The organism is Phenylobacterium sp. (genome assembly GCF_004297125.1).
Lineage (GTDB): Bacteria > Pseudomonadota > Alphaproteobacteria > Caulobacterales > Caulobacteraceae > Phenylobacterium.
The window spans coordinates 1-19,842 of record NZ_SCVD01000028.1 but is presented as its reverse complement, the minus strand read 5'-3'; the positions used below and the strand labels follow the sequence as shown (position 1 = coordinate 19,842).

Sequence of the window (19,842 nt, the reverse complement as noted above, 5' to 3'; positions counted from 1 at the left end):
CCGACCAGCAAAATACGGATTGATAAATATATCCAGTTGGTCAATTTAGTGAGCATAAGCCGTGGCCGATCGAGCCAGGGAACATGCAGGGGGAGGTTACGATGTTTGGACGGCAAACGCCGCGTCTGGCCGCGATGTTGCTCGCGGGTTGTGCGCTCCCCGGGATCGCCTGGGCGCAGGAGAGCGCGAGAGCCGCGCCCGAGAGCGTTGCGGAAGTGATCGTCACCGCGCGGAAGCGAGCCGAGACCGTATCCGACGCGCCGCTGACGGTGGCCGTGGTCGGAGCCGAGAAGCTGCAGGCGCTCTCGGTCACCAGCGCCAACGAACTGAACGGCGTGGCCCCGGGCCTGGTGATGGCCAGCGGCGTCGGCGGGTTGCCCGCCGTCACCTTCCGCGGGCTGGGCTCGAACTCGGCCCTGTTCTCGGTGGAGGCTTCGGTCGCCCTGTTCATCGACGGCGTCTATTCGGCGCACACCCGCGACTACGTCACGCCCATCTACGACCTCGACCGCATCGAGATGGTGAAGGGCACCCAGGGGACCCTGCTGGGCAAGAACACCACGCTGGGCGCCATCACGATGGTCACGCGCCGGCCGCGGGATGCGTTCGGGTACAGCCTGGAGACCAGCTACGACTTCAAGACCGACACGCCGCGCGTGGACGCCTCGGTCGATATCCCCGTGAGCGAAACGCTCCGCGTCCGGCTGTCGGGCCTTTACGTCGACGACGGCGGCTTCGTGCGCAATCCGTACTCTGGACGGCAGCCCGACACGCGGGACGTCTCCGGCCGTCTCAGCGCGGTTTGGACGCCCAGCGAGGCCGTCGACGTCACCCTGATCTACCAGCACGACGACCACGAGCAGACGGGGCAGTCGCTCGAGGTGGTGCGCGACGCCGTGGTCGGCTTGACCCTCGCCAATCGTGCGGTTGCGACGGGCCAGCTAAATTTCGAGGGCCGGCCGGATCGACGCAGCCAGAGTGGCTCGGACGCCTTCGGGGCCGGCGTGCCGGCCGGCCCGACACCGTTCGACAACCAGAAGTCCGACCGCATCAACCTGATCGCCAATTGGCGCCTCGGGGGCCATACGCTGACCTCCCAGAGCGCCTACGTCGACTGGCAGGCCGAGCGGCTGAGCGACCTGGATTTCCTCAAGGCCAATCTCTTCAACCTCGGCGACAACGAGAAGAACCAGCAGTACTCGCAGGAATTCCGGATCGCCTCGCCTTCCGAGGGCAAGCTGACCTATCTGGCCGGGGTCTTCTACTTCCACAACGACTGGACGCTGAACCGGTCGATCTACGGCTTCGCGCCCTCGGCGCTCTTTGGCACGGCGCTCTCGCTGTACAATCAGAAGACCGAGACGATCTCGGCCTTTGGCCAGGCCACCTATGCCTTGACCGACAAGCTGAACGCCAGCGTTGGCCTGCGCTACACCAGCGAAAAGAAGGACGCGTCGCTGTTCCGGCCGCAAGGCGCCGGCAACCTGGGCGGCGCGTTCCCGGCCTACCCGCGCACCAGGCTTTCGAACAAGGAAGAGGACGTCGATGGGGACATCGGCCTCCAGTACAAGTTCGAGCCGGGTCGGATGGTCTATGTCTCGGCCTCGAAGGGCAGCAAGGGCGGTGGCTTCCAGAACGCGCCCACCACCATCGCCGGCGCGCCCTACACCGGAGAGACGGCCTATACGGTCGAAGCCGGCGGCAAGTTCGTCTTCGACCGCGCGTCACTCGACGTGGCCCTGTTCCAGACAACGGTCGACAACTTCCAGTTCTCGCGCACCGCCGTGGTCGGCAACCCCGGCGTCTCGCAGACCGTGGTCACCAACATCGACGTCCGGTCCCGGGGCGTGGAGCTGAACGGCAGCCTCCGCGTGGCCGACGGGCTGCGGCTCAGCGGCGGCGTCGTCTACGCCGACTCGATCTTCACCGAGACCGTCCCGCCGGCCCCCGCCGTGCCGGTGGCCGTCGACGGGCTTCGCCAGCCCCGTGCGCCCAAATGGAGCGGCACGCTCGACGCCAACTTCACCCGTCCGCTCAGCGACGACCTGACCCTCAAGGTCCTGGGCAGCCTCGAATTCATGTCCAAGACCTACTACCAGCCGAACGTGGGGGTGAACCTGGACGCGCCGCTGCGCGACGGCTTCGGGAAGCTCAACCTGCGGGTCGCCGTCGAGAACGAGGCGGCCGGCTGGGAGGTGGCGCTGCTCGGCAAGAACCTGACCGACGTCACCGAGCCCCAGTTCGTCACCTCGGTCTCGGGGACCGGCGCCGGCGGCAACACGCCGGCCTGGTACGGCATCATCAACCCGCCGCGGTCGGTGGTCCTGCAGTTCCGGATCCGGCGCTAGTCGGATGGCGGGCGCCGCATCCTCCCCGCGCGCGTCCGGAGCAGCCTGGTGGACCGTCGCGCTCCTCGGGCTCCTCTATATCCTGTCGTTCGTCGACCGGGTGATCCTGGCGCTGCTGGTCGCGCCCCTCAAGGCGGACCTGGGCGTCTCCGATCTCCAGCTCGGCCTGCTGTTCGGACCCGCCTTCGCCGTCTTCTACGCCCTCGTGGGACTGCCGATCGCCCGGCTCGCCGACCGCGGCGACCGACGCAAGCTGATCGTCGCGGGCGTGCTGCTCTGGGGCCTGGCCACGGTGGCGTCGGGGTTCGCCGGTTCGTTCTGGTTGCTCATGGTCCTGCGCATCGGCCTGGCGATCGGCGAGGCGGCCCTCACGCCGTCCGCCTATTCCCTGATCGGCGATCTCTTCCCGCCGGAACAGCGGGCGCGAGCGGCGAGCATCTATTCGGCGGCGGGAATGGCCGGGGCGTCCGGAGCCTATGTGGTGGGCGCGATGGTCGTCCAGGGCGTCGACGCGGCCGCCGCCGGCGGCCATGCGCTGCCGCTCGGCGCCTGGCAGCTCGTGCTGGTGATCGTCGGCGCGCCCAGTCTGGCCTGCGGGCTCCTGTTCGCCCTCACCGTACGTGAACCGGCCCGCGCGCAGGCCGGCGAGGGCGCGCCCGGGCTGTCGGAGGTCATGGCCCACCTTCGTGCGCGCGCACGCCTCTTCGTCGGGCTGTTCGCCGGGGCCGGCCTGACCCAGGCGGTGGGGTACGCCTACTCGGCCTGGGGCCCCGAGCTGCTGCGCCGCCAGTTCGACCTGTCGATCCAGCAGGCAGGATACGCCTTCGGCATCGCCGGGCTGCTGGCGGGACTTGGCGGCACGCTCGCGGCTCCGCAACTGACCCGCGTGCTCGAGCGGCGCGGACGACGCGACGCCGTGGCGCTCACCTCCATGGCCTGCATCGCGCTGGGCGGGTCCTTCGCCGTGATGGCGCCCCTCCAATCGAGCGCGATCGCCTTTCTGGTCTTGCATGCCTGCGGCGCCTTCTTCCTGGTCGGGGCGGCGAACAACGTGGTCGTCGGGCTCCAGGCTTTGGCGCCGCCACGAATGCGCGCGACGTTCGTGGCGCTCCTCCTGATGTGCATCACCCTGCTGGGCCTCGGGATCGGCCCGACCGCGGCGGCCGCGATCAGCTCCGGCTTCGACCCGAGCGGCCAGGCGCTTGGCCCCGCGCTCTCGATCCTCGCGCCCGCGATCTGCCTGCCGGCGTTCCTGCTCTTCTTCTGGAGTCGCGGGGGAATCCTTGACCAGCCGGATATCAAGCCCGCGGCTAAATCAACTGAGTGGCCAGGATCGTCGCTTGGCCGCGCTCACGAGGAAGGTTAGACAACGACAGATTGTCCGGCGCGGGCTTTAGGGACTCGGGCGCGATGTCCGTCCCGGCGCAGACGAGGTGAAGCGTTGCGAGCGACGGCACAGAACGATGGAGCCCCGGCCGCGCCGCGCAAGCGCGAGCGGGCAGTCCAGCAGCGCACGCTCGACACCCGCCGCAAGATCATCGAGGCGGCGATCGAAGAGTTCGCCCGCAACGGCTACGAGGGCGCCTCGACCCGCACCATCGCCACCAACGCCGGCCTCCAGCACACGCTGGTCACCTACCACTTCACCAGCAAGGAAGGCCTCTGGCGCGAGGCGATCTCCAGCATCCTGGCCACGTACAGGGCGGCGTTCGACGCGCGGCTCGAGGGCCTTCGCGGCGTCGACGACGCCACGAAGCTGCGCCTGATCCACGAGGATTTCATCCGCTTCGGGGCTTCCAACCTCGACTTCCACCGGATCATGGCCCACGTGGCCGCCAGCCCAAGCCCGCAGCTCGACTGGCTGATCGAGGAGTACCTGCGCCATACCTTCGACGCGCGCGCGGAACTCATCCGCGGCGCCCAGAAGGCGGGGCGCTACGTCGAGGGCGATCCTTACCACCTCGAATACATCTTCATCGGCGCGGTCACGCGAATCTACATGCTGGCGTCCGAGGTCGAGAAAATCATGGGCCGCTCGCCCTTCGACCCCGAGTTCATCGACGAACATGTCCGGGTCTGCCTGGGCCTCTTCTTCCGCGACCCGCCGGCCGCCCCGCCTGCCAAGGCGAAGCGCAGGCCCTAGCCGGCGCTCGCCGTCGCATAGGCCAGGCGCCGGTTTCGGAACCCGCCGCGATCAGCGCCTGCACATCCGCCGCACCCGGATCGTCGACGCCTTGGGCGGCCACATGGCCGAGTACGGCTGGCTGGCGGCCAAGGGCGTTGCTCACGTCCAGCGCCTGGCCGATCGCATTGAGGATCGGGCGGAAGATCGGTGGCGGCCCGGGAGGGACTCGAACCCCCGACCTTAGCTTTAGGAAAGCTCTGCTCTATCCTGCTGAGCTACCGGGCCACATGCGCAAAATCAAATACTTATGCCCCGACTACCTGGTTTCCGAAGCGGGCTTTGGGGCGCACATTGGGGCACGGCAGGCAGGGAAAGCACTTGAGCGCGATGCTTCGCATGGCCGACATGGACGGACAAGTGTCAGTACGTTTCACCGCTCCGCAGCCGAAGGTTCCAAGGCGAACTTGGGATCGACCTCGCGCATGACGATCACCTCAACGCCGCGTCACTCACGTCCGAAGCTCCGATCGTACGATGTGCCGCGGATGAGCGCACCATGGGGCCCTGGGATGAGCTCGATCGGCCGTCCGAGCGCGGGAGACGACTGACCGACCCCAAGTCGGCCAAGGTGCTCTACGCCAGCTGAGTCGCGCACGACGACCCACGCGGCGCTGCCAAGTTCATCTTGATGCCCGCTGGGCACGCCTGCAATGATCTCCCGCATGACCGTGACGGGATATTGCCGCGTTGAAGGCCATCAAGTTCCGTCCTCCTTCAGTCTTCTTGTGTCGCCAACCTCGACCGCCGGACCTCGCTCGGTCGTCCCGCTTCGAGCTCTGCAACGGCGCGACGCGCGGCGCGCCATCTGGTTCAGGCCGCGTCCAACTCCACGACGATCTTGCCGTGAGCCTTGCGCTCGGTGAGCCGCTGGATCGCTTCAGCCGCGCGCAGCATCCCTGCTGGGGGACTGACTGGGAATGCCGCTTTGCGCGTGGCTGCAGCGCGCGCCTCCGGCCGCCAGCCTCACGCGCCTAAGCGTCGGCGAGACGCTGCAGCAGCTCCTCCTGCTGCAGCTCGCCATAAAGCTTCACGAGGTCCGCCGCGTCCATTTTGGCGAGCTTCGTCCACAGGTTGGACAGGAACGCGTTGCTGGCGCTGTCGTATTCGGAGCCAAGACCCTGACGGGGATCCGTCGTTCCGCGGTGGAGATCGCGCCGACCCACCACGTCGGTGTTCGCCAGCAAGGTGACGACCGAGCGCAAGACCTGCGCCAGGGATAGGGGTTGCAACGTCAAGGTGAGGGCGAACGAGTAGGTGTCCGCGAACGCGCGGTGCCAGACCCCGGGTGGAAGGTAGAGCGCGTCGCCCGGATTTAGCCGGCCCTCATGGATCTCGAGATCCGCTGGTAGGCGGATATCGAGCCCGGCAAGGCGAGCCGCGGCGCTTCCCTGGGGAGCGCTCGCGACGTTGAGCGCAATCGCCAGGGGCGGTGAATGCACGCCCGGCTCCTCGGAGAATTCCCAACGTTTCGATCCGGCGATCTGCAAGATGAAGACGTGCTGGCAATCGTAGTGCCACGCGAAGCCCTCGCCCTCGGGTGAGTAGTAGGCGTTGATCTCGGCCTTGCCCGCAAACTTCAGCTGGCCCTTCAGCCAGTCGAGGGCATGGGAAAGTCGGGCGTCATGCGCTTCCAGCCCCGAAGCGCAGAGGGTCATTCCACCGTCGAAGAGCGCCATCGCAAGGTTGGCCGGGGGATGGAAGACGGCGCCGCCGCCATCGCGGTTATGGACCGCCTTCAGGAGCGGCGGCGGGGCCCGTGGACGGTCGGGCGACACGGCGCCCACTAGATCGCGCTGAAAGGCGTCCAGGCTATAGAGGGTAGCGAACCGCGTCTGCCAGCCGGGGAGGCGCACCGGCCGCCGGCCCCAGAAGTCCGTTACGAACTGGTCGCGCCCTATCGGGGCGAAGAAGGCTTCGTCGCTCGCGACCTCCGCTTGGGGCGCAAGGTCAAGCATCCGGTTGCGGCCGCGCGACGAGCCGCTCAACCAGCGCGCGGACAGCCGCCTGCACCCGCAGGCGGGTCTCCTGGCAGAAGAACGGCGGCAGCTCGTCGATGTTTCCCGTATTGGCCGCGGCGATCTGTGCGCAGCCGCCGCCGCAAGTGTTGTGGGCGTAGCAGAGGGCGCAGTTCTGGGTGCCGTCGCGGCGCACGACCCGGCTACTGACGGTGTTGTCCTCGAACTGAGCCTGGGACGTGAACGTGAATCCGTCCTCGAGGACGTTGCCGGTGAGGAACTGCGCCATGCCCGCGAACCGATGGCAGGGATAGACGTCGCCGTTCGGGGTGAGCGTGTTGGACCAGCGGCCTGCCGCACAGTGGTGCTGCTTCTTGTTCTTCGTGGCGATGTCCTGAAGCACGTCGCGGATGGTCGTAAGCTTCCGGGCGCCCGGGTCGCCGTCGAGGATCGCATGGGCCACCGCAACGTAGTGTGCGAAGAGCCGTTCGCGCTCCTCCTGGGCGAAAGGCCGAAGCGCATCTCCGCCGTACATGTGGAACTGGAAGCCGACCGCCTCGGCTTCCGCCTGCGCGAGCGAGCGGTGCGCGGCCTCTATCCCCGGGCGCCCGCGGATGGCGGTCATCCGCACGCCCAGCCGCACCCCGGCGTCGCGTAGTTGCCCCACACCACGGAGCACCTGATCGTAGGACTCGGCGCCCCCGGCCTTTGGGCGCTGCCGATTGTGCGTGGCGCGGTCGCCATCGACGCTCACGACCACGCTGAACCCGTGGTCCTGCAGGCAGCGCAGGATTTCCGGCGTGTTCCTCGTCCCGTTCGTGGTCAGTTGGAACGTCGGGCGACGGCCGTACTTCGAGGCCTTCTCGTCGATGATGCGGATCGCCTCGACGAAGCGGGTCTCCGACAGGAGCGGCTCCCCGCCGAGGAAGCTGATCACCACGTCGTCGGTGGGGGCGTCGCGCATGAACTTTTCCATGCCCTCGGCCAGCACACCATCGCTGATCACGCTCGAATGGCCGCCGTAGGCGCCCTTGACGTTGCCGTCAGAGTCCGAGGTTCGACCGTCGGCGTAGCAATACTCGCATGCCAGGTTGCAGACGTGGTTCAGATGCACCGTCACGCCCCAGCGATCGTAGGCGGGCTCTGAGGCCACAACCTCCGGATCGCCGTCCAGCCCAAGGACTTCTCGGAGGGCCTCCAGCAGCGCCTCCGGAACCGCCTCGCCGGCCTGTGAGGCCCGCAACACGGACTCGACCTCCGGCGGGATGAGCTGGATGTCGGCGCTCTCTGGGTCGAAGGCATAGGCTTGGTCGCCGGCGCGATCGACCAGGAGCATCCGAACGCGTCGGGCCGCCGGACTCAAATCGGCAGCGAGCAGGGCGGCGGAGGCGGCGGCTTCAGCGGGCCTTGACGGCGTCGACTTCCCCGGACGCGCCCGGATCACGGTGGTGAAATGCGGCTCGGCCATATCTACACCTCGTTCAGGAAATAGCCTTTGGCTTCCAGCTCCCGGATCGCCGCGATGGCGGCGTCGACCGCCGGTTCGGAAAATTCAGCGCACAGGCGGCTGCGGACGTGGGGCCACACCATCAGGTGCCGCAACTCCGAACACCGCGCGACGATCTCGTTGATCCGCAGCACCTCCTGGCGCCTCGGCTCCAGCAGGTAGGTCTCGCCCTCGCGGCGAACGATCTGATGATGGCTTCCCAGGAAGTTTCCGAGCGCGGGGTCTGACATGCGCTGAAGCGCCCGCACGATCGCCGGCTTGTCGCCGCCGAGGGCGCGGTGAAGCGCGAGCACGAGGGGCATGTTGTGGCTGTTGCGCGGGATATATTGATCGTTCACCGCGCGGATTCGGGCGAAGGAGCCGAGCATTTGCTCCTTTTTGGCCTCCCAATTGAGGCCCCCCGCGAAGGTTTCGTCGAATGCCTGGCTTGTCGTCTGGCCGACCTGCTCCTGATAGCCGCGCATCGCGAGGCCGAAGCGTTCCGGGGTGTCAGCGAAGGGACCTCCCTGCAGGTAGAAGATGTTCACCATCGTGGCGTTGATCACCGCATGGTGGTCGCGGAGGAAATTCGCCGTGATTTCCACATCGTCCGCGGTTTCGGAAGGCAAGCCGCAAATGAAGTTCAGGCAGCTGAAGATTCCCAACCGGTCTGCCTCGCTAAGGATGCGAACCGCGTGTTCGGGAACGACCCGCTTCTGGATGTAACTCAGGATCCGTTCCGAGACGGATTCCAGGCCAAACCAGAGCGCCACGCAGCCTGCGTCGCGCATGATCTCGAGGGTGTCGCGGTCGAGGCCGCGGAACTCGCAGCTGTCGACCCACCGGATGTCGAGCCGGCGCCGGATGATCTCTTCGCAGAAGCGGTGAACGTAGGTGCGGCCGAAGTTCAGCTCGCTGTTCAGGAACAGAAACTCGCGGACCCCGAACTCGGTGACGGCGGCCTCGATCTGGTCCACCACCTCCTTCGGGGGAGAGATCTTGCCATGCTCCGAGGCGCGGTTGCAGAAGGCGCAGTCGCTGACGCATCCCACGGTGAACTGGAACGCGAGAGGGCAGATCTCGGTCCGCAGCCGCCCCGCCAGCTCGGAGACATGCGCCGCCTGGGGCGCCAACTCGGCGACGGTGCGGCGATAGTGCGGAAGGGCCGCGCGGTCCGCCCAGATGGGCACGGCCATGTGGCCCCACGGCGGGTCCGCGCCCCGGGCGAAGCTGATCGCTGGCCCCTCCCGATATACCAGGCCGCGCACGTCGCGCGGGACCAGGCATTCGTCGGCCACGCCCTTTGCCAGCTGCTTGAGCGAGCGTAGCCCGTTGCCGCGGACGAGGTAGTCGATCCCCGGCTCGGCCATGAGCTCACGCTGAACGTCCGTCTTCTCGATCGTCCGGGCGCCGCCCACCACCACCGGTGCGGCTATCCCGTCGCTTCGGAGCGCTCTCGCCAGGGCCTTGCAGAGACCGATGGCGAAGCGATCGCTCGCGTACGGCGTGCCCTGAATCGACAGCCCCACGAGCAGCGGCGCGTGCTGCTGCGCCAAGGCCACGACCCGCGCGATGAGGCCGCACTCCTGCACCGCGGCGAGGCAGGCGGGCGGCAGCTCGAGCTCGTGGGCGCCGGTCGCGGCAAGGTGGCTACGCTCGGCGTTGGCGCGGAACAATTCGGCGAACTCCGCGGTCGTCAGCCGCTCAGCGATCCGCGGCCCAAACGGCGCGAGGTCGAAGCAGAGGGCGACGCCACCGACCTCGGCCACGCCGTCGCGCAGCACTTGGAGACTGAGCGGCGGGAAGGGGAGGTTCGGTTCGAGCGTCACCTCGGGAAGGTTGAAGAGCAGCACCGGCGTCGAGCCCAAGTCGCTGATCGCGCGCGCGCTGGAGGTCTCCCGCCCGTGCGGCGGCCTCGCGGTCATCAGGTCCATTGCTCGCCTCCCCCCAGTCGGTCACCCGCTCCCGAGGGACTCTGCGCGAGGGCTCTGACGCGCTCCCGGCGATTGGCAGGCCGGCGTGGGACCGGGCGGGGCCAAGTCTTCGACAGCAATTGCATCAGCACGGGAATCTGTCGGTAAAACTGGGGGAACCGCCCGAACATGCCGCCGAGGTCCCGCTCCAGGATCGCTCTGGCGGCCGCGTCACCCAAGGTGTCCTCGGCGTCGTGGTCCCAGCCGCCCTCGAGGACGGAGCGCGGGGTGCACCGCACACGGGGATCCTGTTGCAGCTGATCGGCGAGGGGTGTGCCCGGCACGATCTCGAAGCGGGACGTGGCGAACACACACGTCTCCTGGTGCGTGCGGATGAACTCCGCCGTGGCCATCAGGTCTTCGGCGGTCTCTCCCGGATATCCGAACACTATCGTCACATAGGGCACGACTCCGGCGTCGGAGAGGCGCCTCAACGTCCGCCGGAACATCGCTTCGTTGACTTGGCAATCCATCAGCTCGCGGATTCGCGCTGAGCCGGACTCGAGTCCGTTGAGGATCAGACGGCAGCCGCCGGCATAGAGCCGCTCGCAGTCCGCTTCCGTTAAGCGTCCGGCCATGGACGCCTTGAAGCTGGCTTCGCAGAACCAATTGAGGGGCGCGTTGTCCATGCTCAAGTCGTTCGCCACCCCAAGGAGGAAGCGACGGGTGAGGATGTCGCCCGTCAGGACGAACTGCGTGACCCCGAGCTGCCGTTGCAGTCTGCGCATCGCCTCGGCGACCTGCCGACCGGGTGTCTCCACGAAGGTTACCGCTTGATCCCGGCGCTGCCGCGAGCAGAAGCGGCAGCGGCCGTAGTAGCATCCCTCGGACGCTGGGATGGGGAGTATGGGCTCAGGGCGCAGGTAGGCGGCGAGGTCTAGGTCCGAATAGTCCGGGACGACGCCGCGATCATAGAAACCCGCGGGTTGTGGGCGCGGCTTGGGCGCGGCTTCGGGCGGGAGGCGCACCAACGCAGGGTCCTGGGGCTCCTCGCCCCGGCACACCCACCCCACCAGATCGATCAGCGCCCGCTCGCCGTCACCGATCGCCGCCCAATCAGCATCCAGGATGTCGAAGAATTCGGCCTGGCCCTCGTTCCACAACCGCTGGATGGCTGGTCCGCCAACGATTGTGACGACGTCGGGACAGGACCGACGCAGGAACCGCAGCAGGCGCAGCGTGGGCCAGAGCATCCAATCGAAGGGGACGCTCAATCCCACGATCTGCGGATGGAAGCTCCGGAGCTTGGGGATCAGCTCCCGGCGCACATAACCGTCGAACATGCGTTCCGTCGGACGTTCGAGCGACCGACGAACCTCGTCCCAGTTCTCGAAGCGGTCCGGCGGCACGTACTCGCCGGAGAGTTGCACCGTCTCGGGCGCCCAGCGTGCCGTGAGCGCCTGCAGCGCGGCCTCGGCGTGAGCGTGCGCCTCGCGAAGGGCGAAGGCGTCGCGATAGGCGCTCGGATCGCGCAGACGGCCAAGATCCGCCGCGATCGCCGGATCGGCGTCGCGCAAGGCCGACGCCAGCCATTCGACGCCGGCGTCCACCACCAGCGTCTGTGCGCCGAACCGCTCCTGCAGAAGGGAGGCCAGCGCCGCAGGGGCGGAATAGGGCATGTTGAAGGACTGCACTGGCGGCAGCACCAGGGCGACCCGGAGATAGGACGCGGTCATGCGGCCGCTCCCTCGTCCGCATAGAGGAGACGAAGTTCGCCCAGGTATCGTCCGTCCGCGCCGCGCACCCACGCATCGGTCGGCGCGGGGTGCATCTCCTCGACGGAGAGCGCACCGTCGCGGCGCAGCAGGGCGTGAAGTTCCTCGCACAGGAACGGATTGGAGAGATCGATGCAGAGCGGCTTCCGTTCAGAGGGCGCGCGCACGAAAATCCAGCGCGGCAGCCCATAGGCCTGCCGCGTGAATTGGCCCCAGCAGAAGACCTCAAGGACGTCCGAGCCCGGTGGCGGCAGGGCGTCGGCCTCAACGGTCCAGCGGGCGCGTCGGTAGACGACCCGGCCGTGGCGCGCGCGCGCATTAGAAGCCGACTCGCTTTGGAGGGGTGCGTAGCGCGGCGTGCGGAAGCAATCGAGCCCCGGCGCCGTGCCGGGGGGATGGCCGGGCAGCAGCGTTAGGGGCCGCCCCGTATCCCGCAGGACCAGACGCAGGTCGTCTTCGGCGACGACATCCAGTTCTGAGCTCTGAATGGTGTTCGCGTCCGGGTGCGCCGAAAGCCCAGTCTCGAGATAGCGCGCGCTCCGCAGGACGCCGGTGAAGGCGGTCTTGTTGTCCCGCGCGCCGGTCAGGGCGATCAGGGCTGAGCGCGTGAACCGACTGGCGAGGAACCGGTCGATTCCGTCCAGCCATCCGGCTGCGCCCGGCATCGGCCGGATGAAGAAGCTCGCGGCGGCCACGCTGCTGTGACACTCCGACAGAATCCATTCGCAGTCGCCGCGGCGAACTCCTTCCAGGTCGTGCGCGGCGATCAGGACATCGGGGCTGGTGATGACCGCCTGGGAGCGCGCCGAGGCGGCCCCGTCATTCCCGTTCTGGACGCCTTCACCGGCGCCGGGAAAGCGCTGAAGGAAGTCGGCGAGGCCGATGCGGCGCACCCCCGCCCGCGCCATCTGTCGCGCGACCCGCCGACGGGTCGCCCCGGCGCACGCGGCGTCCGCGGCGACCGACGCTCTGATGACGCCCGCCAGGTCGTGCAGAAACGGATCGGCCCAGGCTTCATCGATGCAAAGCCGGTTGTCGGCGGCGAATCCGTCCTCGAAGACGGGCAGGTGCCCGCCGTAGAAGCGCGCGCCCCCCTCGACGGGCGCCACACCGCACGCATGTCCCGCCAAGTTGAGCGCCGCCAAGGTCTTGCCTTTGGCGAGTGCGTCGGCGCGGGGCCAGGTGGCGAGGGCCTCGTCCAGGAGATCGAGCAGGGTGGTCAGCGCCGACCGCTCGGCGCTTCGCGCTACATGGGACCGGAGCGCAACCACGGGGTCGGTCGCATGCCAGGCTGCCTCGAGGTCGTCGCTCATCAGGCCGAGCTCGACCAGCGCGAACAGGGCGACCAATCCGGTCTGACGTTCGCCGCGCCAATGTCGCAGCAGGTCCTCGACTCGAACTGGCTGCGCTGCCTCGGCGAGAGCTCGTACAGCTCGGAGGTCGAGGCGCAAGGCGCCGAACCGAGGATGCACGACGATGTCGGACGCGGCGAACGCCACGCCGCTGCGGCGGCGAACGGACAGTCCGCTCAGCACGCCTGGGTCCTGCCGGAGCTGCCGGAGGATTCCGCCAAGAAACCGTTCCCCCACATACCCCGCGCCACGGTAGCCGCCCGGGTGGTGCTCCAGATCGACCAGCGTGTCGGTTCGGCAAAACCGGCCCGTCGCGATGGGCCCGAAAAAAGCCGAGGTCTCGCACTTGGTGGTCAGCCGTTGCAGGTAGCGCATGCCGAGCCGCTCGCGGCGGCGGATGGCGCTTGTCCTGCGCGCCCTGGCCGCCTCGGCGGGGAACCGCAGCTGCTCGGCGGCGGTGGGCGACGAGGACGCCACGGCCATTTGGACCCGCACCGAGCCCGCGACCGCGTGAAGGCGCTTCCTCAAGGTGGCGAAGCGCTGCTCAAACCGCGCCGCGAAGCCTGCTGGGACATCGCCCGCATAGGCGCGGGGCTGGAGCGGTGGCCCGGATGTCAACCGTCGAAGCTCCTCGGCGAATTCATCCATGGCGAACTCTTCCAGGGTCTCGAGTGCGAAGCCGGTGCTTCGCCAGATGAAGTCCGAATGAAACCGCTGGCGGGCGCCGATCAGAAGGCTCGGGAGCATGAGTTATGACCAGCACGCCGCGACCGCTCTCCGGAGGTGGAGATCGTTCCGAACAACGAGCCGCGGCGTGTTCCGCCAGCGGGTCTCAGACTGAAACGAAGGGCGGCGGCGGCGGCATCACGCGCCTCAGCGCGAGATGCGTGCCGCCAAGCCCAATACAGGTTCGCTCAAGGGAGCGAACCGCAACTACCAGTTGTCCGAACTGCAGCAGTCTGCGAGCCGCCGCATGTTCTGCAGGTCGCCGATCGCGCGATCGTCCGCGCTGCTACCGGACAGCGCCCTGAAGAGTTCGCCGGGCGACACTCCGAGCGCATTCGCGAGATTGGGTAGTTCCGTTTTGAGGGTCTCAACGGAGGCGTTCTTGAGTTCCTTCACGGTCATCGTTTTCGGATTGAAGTCGGCCATGGCCCGCTCCTGCTGATTGCACTCCCGAACCCTCCGGTTGTATCGCAGGAGCACCGTCACTGAAACGGGTCCGGGCCGCTATCATCAGAATGTGATCAGGTTCGACGAACGATGTGACCTGAGTCACGGTCAGCGACGGGTTCCCCCGGGCGGCCGCGAGGGCCGCGACCATCTTAGGGCGGCCAGACGCAGGTTCGACCAAACGTGCGGCGAGCAGGAAGACGTGCTGTTCACCAGCTTTGGCGAGAGCGACAACCAGGGCCTATGAGGCCTCCGAATGCTACTCGTGACGAAGCGCGTCCATCGGGTTGAGCCGCGCGGCTCGGCGGGCGGGGAAATAGCCGAACAGCACCCCGATCAGGGCCGAGAAGAAGAAAGCGACCAGGTTGATGGTCGGATCGAAGATGTAGGGGACCTGCAGCATCGGCGCGAGGAGCAGGCTTGCGCCCAGGGCCAGCGTCAAGCCCAGCAGGCCGCCCAGGCTCGCCAGCACCACGGCCTCCACCAGGAACTGGAGCAGGACCTCGCGCCCGAGCGCGCCGATGGCCAGGCGGATGCCGATCTCGCGGGTGCGCTCGGTCACCGAGACCAGCATGATGTTCATGATCCCGATGCCGCCCACCAGCAGGCTGACCGCGGCCACGGCGCCCAACAGGCCGGTCAGCATTTGGGTCGTGCTCTGCAGGGTCTCCGAGATCTGCTGGGTGTCGAAGATGTTGAAGTCGTCCGCCTCGGTCGGCTGTAGCCGGCGGCGCTCGCGCAGCAGCGACTTGATAGAGGCCTGAACGGTCTTGGAATCGTAGGCCGGGTCTACCGAGACCATGATCATGCTGACGTCCTGGTTGCCGGTGATCCGGCGCTGCACGGCCTTCACCGGCATGATCACCACGTCGTCCTGGTCCATCGGGCCCATGCTGGACCCGCGCGTCGCCAGCGCGCCCACGACCTCGCACGAGAGGTCTCGGACGCGGATGGATTGGCCCACCGGCTCCTCTTCGCGGAAGAGATTGCGTCGGACGGTGGAGCCGATGACGCACACCGTCTTGCCGGCCTGCTCCTCGGCCGGCGTGAAGGTGCGTCCCTTAGCCATGCTCCACGACTGGGCCTTCAGGTAGTCGTTGCTGGTGCCGTAGACGGTGGTCGACCAGTTGGCCGCGTTGCGGACCGCCAGGCCGGACGACTGAACCAGGGGGGCGACCGACACCAGGCCGGCCACCTGCTGCCGGAGCGCCTCGATGTCGGCGGCATCGAAGGACCGCGGCTGCGCGCCGCCGCCGCCGCCGCGACCGAACCCCTGGCCGGGGCGGATCTGCAGGATGTTGGCGCCGAGGCTGGAGATCTGCTCCTGGACGGCGGCGGTCGTCCCGTTGCCCAGCGTCACCATGGTGACCACTGAGCCCACGCCGATGACGATCCCGAGCACGGTCAGGAACGAGCGCATCAGGTGCCGGCGGATCTCCCGGAGCGCCAGGGCGAAGGTGGTGATCAGGACGGCGTTCATGGAACGGCTCCGGCGCGGGGCCGACCGACCTCGACCGCCTCAACCAGGCCGTCGCGGAACTTCACGGTGGTGTGCGCGAAGGCCGCCATGTCCGGCTCGTGGGTCACCATCAGGATGGTGATCCCGGACTCGTCGTTGAATCGTTCGAGCAGCCGCATGATCTCGAGCGAGCGCTCGGTGTCGAGGTTGCCGGTGGGCTCGTCGGCGAGCAGCACGTCGGGCTGGGTGACGATCGCTCGGGCGATCGCGACCCGCTGCTGCTGGCCGCCGGAGAGCTCCGCGGGGGTGTGGTGCGACCAGTCCTCCAGCCCGACCTTCCGCAGGGCGTCCATCGCGGTGTCCCGGCGGGTCCGCTTCGGCTCGCCGCGGTAGAGCAGCGGCAGCTCGACGTTCTCGAGCGCGCTGGTCCGGGCGAGCAGGTTGTAGCCCTGGAAGATGAAGCCGAGATAGCGCCGCCGCAGCAGGGCCCGCTGGTCCCTGTCGAGCTGCTCCACGTGGACGCCCTTGAAGACGTACTCGCCGCTCGTGGGCGTATCGAGGCAGCCCAGGATGTTCATCATCGTGGACTTGCCCGAGCCGGATGGGCCCATCACCGCCACGAAGTCGCCCGTCTGGACGTCCAGGTCTATGCCCTTCAGCGCCTGGAAAGCCGCCTCGCCGTTGCCGAACGTCTTGGTGACGCCGCGCAGCGAGATCAGCGGCTCGGCCGTCATTGCGCCGCCCCGGCGAGCTGGCCGGTGACGACCTTCATCCCGGCCCTCAGTCCGTCGCCGGCGACCTCGGTCTGGCTGCCGTTGCTGTCGCCGGCCTGGACCGAAATTGCCTGCAGCTCGCCATCGTCCTGCAGGACGTAGAGCGTCTGGCGGCTTCCGCGTCCGATGGCGACGTCGGCCGCCTTGCCCTGTTGGCGCATCCCCCGCGGCAGCAGCATGCTGGTCGCCCCGCCGCTCGCAGCCACGGCGGTCGCCGACGGCGTGAAGCGCAGGGCGGCGTTCGGAACCAGCAGGACGTTCGCCTTCTCCGTCGCCACGATGGCGGCCGTGCCGGTCATGCCGGGACGGAGCGCGAGGTCGGGGTTCTCGGCGGTCAGCACCGCCGTATAGGCCACCACCTGGCCTGAGCCGCTGGAGCTCGTGGTGGTGGTAGAGCCCACGTCCAGACGCTTGACCACGGCGTTGAAGGTCCGGCCGGGATAGGCGTCGACCTGGAAGGTGGCCTTCTGGCCGTCCTTCACCTGGCCCACGTCGGCCTCGTCGACCTTCACCTCGAGCTGCATCTTCGAGAGGTCCTCGGCCAGGGTGAACAGCACGGGGGCGTTCAGGGTCGCGGCCACGGTGGAGCCGGGTTCCACATCGCGCGACAGCACGACGCCGTTCACCGGCGAGCGGATCGAGGCCTTCGAGAGTTGAGTGCGGTTGGACGACAGGCTCGCCCGGGCCTGGCCGACGGCGGCCTGGGCGGCGCGCAGGTTGGCCGCGGCGCGGGCCTGTTCGGCGCGGGCGACGTCCAGCTCGGTGGCGGAGGGCGCCTTGCCGGCGGACAGTCGATAGACCTCCTCCATGCGGCCGAGGCTCGCGCGCGTCTCGGTCAGGGTGGCCTGGGCCTGGGCGACGCTGGCCTGCGCCGAAGCCAGGCCGGCTTCGCTCTCGCGGACCGTATCCTCCAGGCGGGAGGTGTCTAGCCGGGCCAGGATCTGGCCCTTGGTCACGCGGTCGTTGTTGTCGACATAGACCGCGCTGACGATGCCCGAGAGCTCGGAGCCGACCTCCACCTCGTTGGTGGGGGCGAGGTTGCCGGTCGCCGAGACGGTCACCCGAAGGTCGCCGCGCTCGACGGCGGCGGTGGCGAAGCGGGGCTCGTCGCCCGAACCGCGGAGCAGGAGGAAGATCAGCAGGGCCGACGCCACGCCCACGACCAGGGCGGCGACCATCAGCGCTCGAGGCCGGCGCGAGCCGGGCTTCACGCCCAGGAAGCTGTCGATCTTGGCGCGCGCGCCGATGGTCTGGTCCATGGGAGTCCTCTAGGGAGCGGCGACGCTGGAGGGCTCGGGTGCGGCCTGCCAGCCGCCGCCCAGGGCCTTGTAGAGCTGGACCGCAGCGGCGGCCCTGGCGACCCGCGCCGAGGCCAGGCTGTCCTGGCTGGAGAGCAGGGTGCGCTCGGATTCCAGCAGCGACTGGAAGTCGGTCCGGCCGGAGCGGTACTGGATGCGGGCGATCTCGGCGGCGGTGCGGGCGGCGGCCTCGGCGGCGATCAGGGCCTGTTCCCGCCGGTCGGCGGCGGACACCGAGACGAGGGCGTTCTCGGTCTCCTCCAGGGCGGTGAGGACGCTGGTGCGATAGGCGGCGAGGGCGCCGGCCGTACTGGCCCGCTGGGCCTCCACCGCGGCGCGGATCTGGCCGCCGTGGAAGATCGGGGCGGTGATCCCGGCCACCAGGCTGCCGGCCATGTCGTCCCCGGCCTTCGACAGCGACGCCCCCGAGCCGGAGAAGGTCCCGCTGAGCACGAGCGCCGGATAGAGCTGGGCCGCCTCGACGCCGATGCGGGCGGTCTCCGCCGCCAGGGTGCGTTCGGCCAGCCCCACGTCCGGCCGCCGGCGGACCACTTCGGCGGGGATCGCCGCGGGAAGGACAGCCGGCGCCTTGAGCGGCTCGGCGGCGGGTTCGAGCAGGTCGTTCACCGCGCCCGGGGCCTCGCCCAGCAGCACCGCCAACCGATTGGCGGCGGCGGCGTAGGTCGTCTCGATCGCCGGGATGCTCGCCGCGGTCTGGGCGCGGAGTTGGCGCGCCTGCTCCAGGTCGAGCGATCCCACCAGGCCCGCCTTAAGCCTCCAGCCGGTGATCTCCACCGTCTCGTCCAGGGTGGAGAGGGTGTCGCGGGCGATGCGCAGCCTGGCCTGTGCCTCGCGGGCGTCGAAATAGTTGAGCGCGATCTCAGAGGCGACGGTGAGCTGGACCGCCCGCAGACTGGCCCGCGTCCCTTCGGCCGTGGCCCGGGCGGCCTCGACCGAACGGCGTCCGCCGCCGAAGATGTCGGCCTCGTAGGCGGCGTCGAAGCCGATCTGGTAGCTGGTGCGGTCGACGGTCTGGCCCGACGTACGCTCGCCGACCTGGCGGGTTCCCGAGCCGAACGCCTCCAGGCTTGGCAGCAGAGCGCCCCGCGCCGCTCGCAGATCGGCGCGCGCCGCCCGCACCCGCGATCCCGCCTCGTCGATGTCGAGGTTGGCGGCGAGTCCGCGTTCCACCAGGGCGGTCAGGGTGGGGTCGCCGAACGCCTGCCACCAGCGGGCGAGGTCAGCGTCGGCGGAAGTCGGCGGCGCGGCGGCCGTGAACTCGTCAGGGACCTTCAGCTCGACAAGCGTGGGCGCCCGGTAGTCAGGACCCGCGACGCAGCCGGCAAGCAGGACCGCCACAGCGCCGATGGCCACCAGAGGCATATGCAGCAAGCGGGTCAATCGTCCTCCACCTCGTGCTCGTGCGCCCCAGAGGCGGAACCCGTGGTGAACTGCCCAACTTTGCCGCTCACCGCTTTGACACACCTCAAGCTGAGAAGATTTTTGTGCAGGCTTGCCTTTGGCCAGGCGCCGCTCCGCCCTCTCGATGAGGGTGTTCCTGCATGACGCCTCTCTTGGGCGGATCAGCAGTCCCATCGCCTGCGCCGGGCGGGATTGGGTCGGCAAATTGACCCCCTCGCCGCCAGTCTTTCGTGGATGGCCGGCCTCACGGCCGTCCGGGCTCAGGGCTCCGCCCTCGGCGAACGTCGGAGCGCCTTTCGCGCAGCTTCGGTCCCCCGCAAGGTAGCCGAAGGCACTCCGGCCGAAGGGCCCTGCAGCCGGTTCTCCGCGAAGGCGCTCCTCCGCGCCGGCCGACAGCCCGCTGCTCCTCGCACAGTCCACCGCCTCCCGCTTGAAGGTCTCCGAAACGCCCGGCGCGGAGCGCTTGTCCGACACTCCTGAAACGAGGGAGGATCAGGCCGCTTAGAACGCGCTCTCGCCGGTGATCGCGCGGCCCAGGATGAGGGCGTGGACGTCGTGGGCGCCCTCGTAGGTGTTCACCGTTTCCAGGTTCGAAGCGTGGCGCATGACGTGGTACTCGCCCGAGATGCCGTTGCCGCCGTGCATGTCGCGGGCGACGCGGGCGATATCCAGCGCCTTGCCGCAGTTGTTGCGCTTCAGCATG

The 19,842-nt window shown here is 68.6% G+C and carries 14 protein-coding genes and 1 tRNA gene; 3 read left to right on the top strand and 12 right to left on the bottom strand.

The window, feature by feature from the left end; all coding sequences use genetic code 11:
• The first annotated feature begins 101 nt into the window (after nucleotides 1–101).
• The 3 genes from EPO51_RS20170 to EPO51_RS20160 all read left to right on the top strand — a co-directional run bounded on the left by EPO51_RS20170 (nucleotide 102) and on the right by EPO51_RS20160 (nucleotide 4,491).
• Nucleotides 102–2,348 (top strand): TonB-dependent receptor, encoded by a 2,247-nt coding sequence (locus tag EPO51_RS20170; protein WP_293353928.1) that lies wholly within the window; start codon nucleotides 102–104, stop codon nucleotides 2,346–2,348.
• Between the two features lie 4 nt (nucleotides 2,349–2,352).
• Complete coding sequence (locus EPO51_RS20165; RefSeq protein ID WP_293353926.1) at nucleotides 2,353–3,714, top strand: MFS transporter; 1,362 nt, start codon at nucleotides 2,353–2,355, stop codon at nucleotides 3,712–3,714.
• 75 nt (nucleotides 3,715–3,789) lie between these two features.
• Nucleotides 3,790–4,491 (top strand): TetR/AcrR family transcriptional regulator, encoded by a 702-nt coding sequence (locus tag EPO51_RS20160; RefSeq protein WP_293353924.1) that lies wholly within the window; start codon nucleotides 3,790–3,792, stop codon nucleotides 4,489–4,491.
• A gap of 190 nt (nucleotides 4,492–4,681) precedes the next feature.
• On the opposite strand, the gene EPO51_RS20155 is transcribed toward EPO51_RS20160, so the two are convergent.
• The 12 genes from EPO51_RS20155 to EPO51_RS20100 all read right to left on the bottom strand — a co-directional run.
• Nucleotides 4,682–4,758, bottom strand: a tRNA-Arg gene (locus EPO51_RS20155).
• A gap of 746 nt (nucleotides 4,759–5,504) precedes the next feature.
• Nucleotides 5,505–6,488 carry a JmjC domain-containing protein gene (locus tag EPO51_RS20150; protein WP_293353922.1) on the bottom strand — a complete coding sequence of 328 codons (984 nt, stop codon included), beginning with the start codon at nucleotides 6,486–6,488 and terminating at the stop codon, nucleotides 5,505–5,507.
• Nucleotides 6,481–7,824, bottom strand: coding sequence for a radical SAM/SPASM domain-containing protein (locus EPO51_RS20145; RefSeq protein ID WP_293353920.1), 1,344 nt, complete (start codon nucleotides 7,822–7,824; stop codon nucleotides 6,481–6,483). Before EPO51_RS20145 ends, EPO51_RS20150 begins: the two co-directional genes overlap by 8 nt.
• Before the next feature lie 134 nt (nucleotides 7,825–7,958).
• A complete protein-coding gene (locus EPO51_RS20140; RefSeq protein WP_293353918.1) occupies nucleotides 7,959–9,908 on the bottom strand; it encodes a B12-binding domain-containing radical SAM protein in 1,950 nt (649 codons plus the stop codon).
• Nucleotides 9,899–11,623: a B12-binding domain-containing radical SAM protein gene (locus EPO51_RS20135; RefSeq protein WP_293353916.1), complete on the bottom strand. Its 1,725-nt coding sequence runs from the start codon at nucleotides 11,621–11,623 to the stop codon at nucleotides 9,899–9,901. The genes EPO51_RS20140 and EPO51_RS20135 overlap by 10 nt, the downstream gene beginning before the upstream one ends.
• On the bottom strand, nucleotides 11,620–13,761 hold the full coding sequence (locus EPO51_RS20130) for a lantibiotic dehydratase (protein ID WP_293353914.1): 2,142 nt from the start codon (nucleotides 13,759–13,761) through the stop codon (nucleotides 11,620–11,622). Before EPO51_RS20130 ends, EPO51_RS20135 begins: the two co-directional genes overlap by 4 nt.
• Nucleotides 13,762–13,947: 186 nt before the next feature.
• Nucleotides 13,948–14,166, bottom strand: coding sequence for a hypothetical protein (locus EPO51_RS20125; RefSeq protein WP_293353912.1), 219 nt, complete (start codon nucleotides 14,164–14,166; stop codon nucleotides 13,948–13,950).
• A 280-nt stretch (nucleotides 14,167–14,446) separates the two neighbouring features.
• The gene (locus EPO51_RS20120) at nucleotides 14,447–15,667 is read right to left on the bottom strand and encodes an ABC transporter permease (RefSeq protein WP_293353910.1); all 1,221 of its coding nucleotides are present in this window, start codon (nucleotides 15,665–15,667) and stop codon (nucleotides 14,447–14,449) included.
• Nucleotides 15,664–16,380, bottom strand: a complete 717-nt coding sequence (locus EPO51_RS20115) for an ABC transporter ATP-binding protein (protein WP_293353908.1) — start codon at nucleotides 16,378–16,380, stop codon at nucleotides 15,664–15,666. Before EPO51_RS20115 ends, EPO51_RS20120 begins: the two co-directional genes overlap by 4 nt.
• A complete protein-coding gene (locus EPO51_RS20110; protein ID WP_293353906.1) occupies nucleotides 16,377–17,678 on the bottom strand; it encodes an efflux RND transporter periplasmic adaptor subunit in 1,302 nt (433 codons plus the stop codon). Before EPO51_RS20110 ends, EPO51_RS20115 begins: the two co-directional genes overlap by 4 nt.
• Before the next feature lie 9 nt (nucleotides 17,679–17,687).
• Nucleotides 17,688–19,118: an efflux transporter outer membrane subunit gene (locus EPO51_RS20105; RefSeq protein ID WP_293353904.1), complete on the bottom strand. Its 1,431-nt coding sequence runs from the start codon at nucleotides 19,116–19,118 to the stop codon at nucleotides 17,688–17,690.
• Nucleotides 19,119–19,640: 522 nt separating this feature from the next.
• Nucleotides 19,641–19,842: acyl-CoA dehydrogenase family protein (locus tag EPO51_RS20100; protein ID WP_293348127.1), on the bottom strand; the 202-nt coding region annotated here is incomplete at its 5' end.

Bases quoted from the DNA above. Each gene is read 5' to 3' on its own strand.
- EPO51_RS20170 (WP_293353928.1), top strand. From the start codon at position 102: ATGTTTGGACGGCAAACGCCGCGTCTGGCCGCGATGTTGCTCGCGGGT.
- EPO51_RS20165 (WP_293353926.1), top strand. From the start codon at position 2,353: ATGGCGGGCGCCGCATCCTCCCCGCGCGCGTCCGGAGCAGCCTGGTGG.
- EPO51_RS20150 (WP_293353922.1), bottom strand. From the start codon at position 6,488: ATGCTTGACCTTGCGCCCCAAGCGGAGGTCGCGAGCGACGAAGCCTTC.
- EPO51_RS20145 (WP_293353920.1), bottom strand. From the start codon at position 7,824: ATGCTCCTGGTCGATCGCGCCGGCGACCAAGCCTATGCCTTCGACCCA.
- EPO51_RS20140 (WP_293353918.1), bottom strand. From the start codon at position 9,908: ATGGACCTGATGACCGCGAGGCCGCCGCACGGGCGGGAGACCTCCAGC.
- EPO51_RS20135 (WP_293353916.1), bottom strand. From the start codon at position 11,623: ATGACCGCGTCCTATCTCCGGGTCGCCCTGGTGCTGCCGCCAGTGCAG.
- EPO51_RS20130 (WP_293353914.1), bottom strand. From the start codon at position 13,761: ATGCTCCCGAGCCTTCTGATCGGCGCCCGCCAGCGGTTTCATTCGGAC.
- EPO51_RS20125 (WP_293353912.1), bottom strand. From the start codon at position 14,166: ATGGCCGACTTCAATCCGAAAACGATGACCGTGAAGGAACTCAAGAAC.
- EPO51_RS20120 (WP_293353910.1), bottom strand. From the start codon at position 15,667: ATGAACGCCGTCCTGATCACCACCTTCGCCCTGGCGCTCCGGGAGATC.
- EPO51_RS20115 (WP_293353908.1), bottom strand. From the start codon at position 16,380: ATGACGGCCGAGCCGCTGATCTCGCTGCGCGGCGTCACCAAGACGTTC.
- EPO51_RS20110 (WP_293353906.1), bottom strand. From the start codon at position 17,678: ATGGACCAGACCATCGGCGCGCGCGCCAAGATCGACAGCTTCCTGGGC.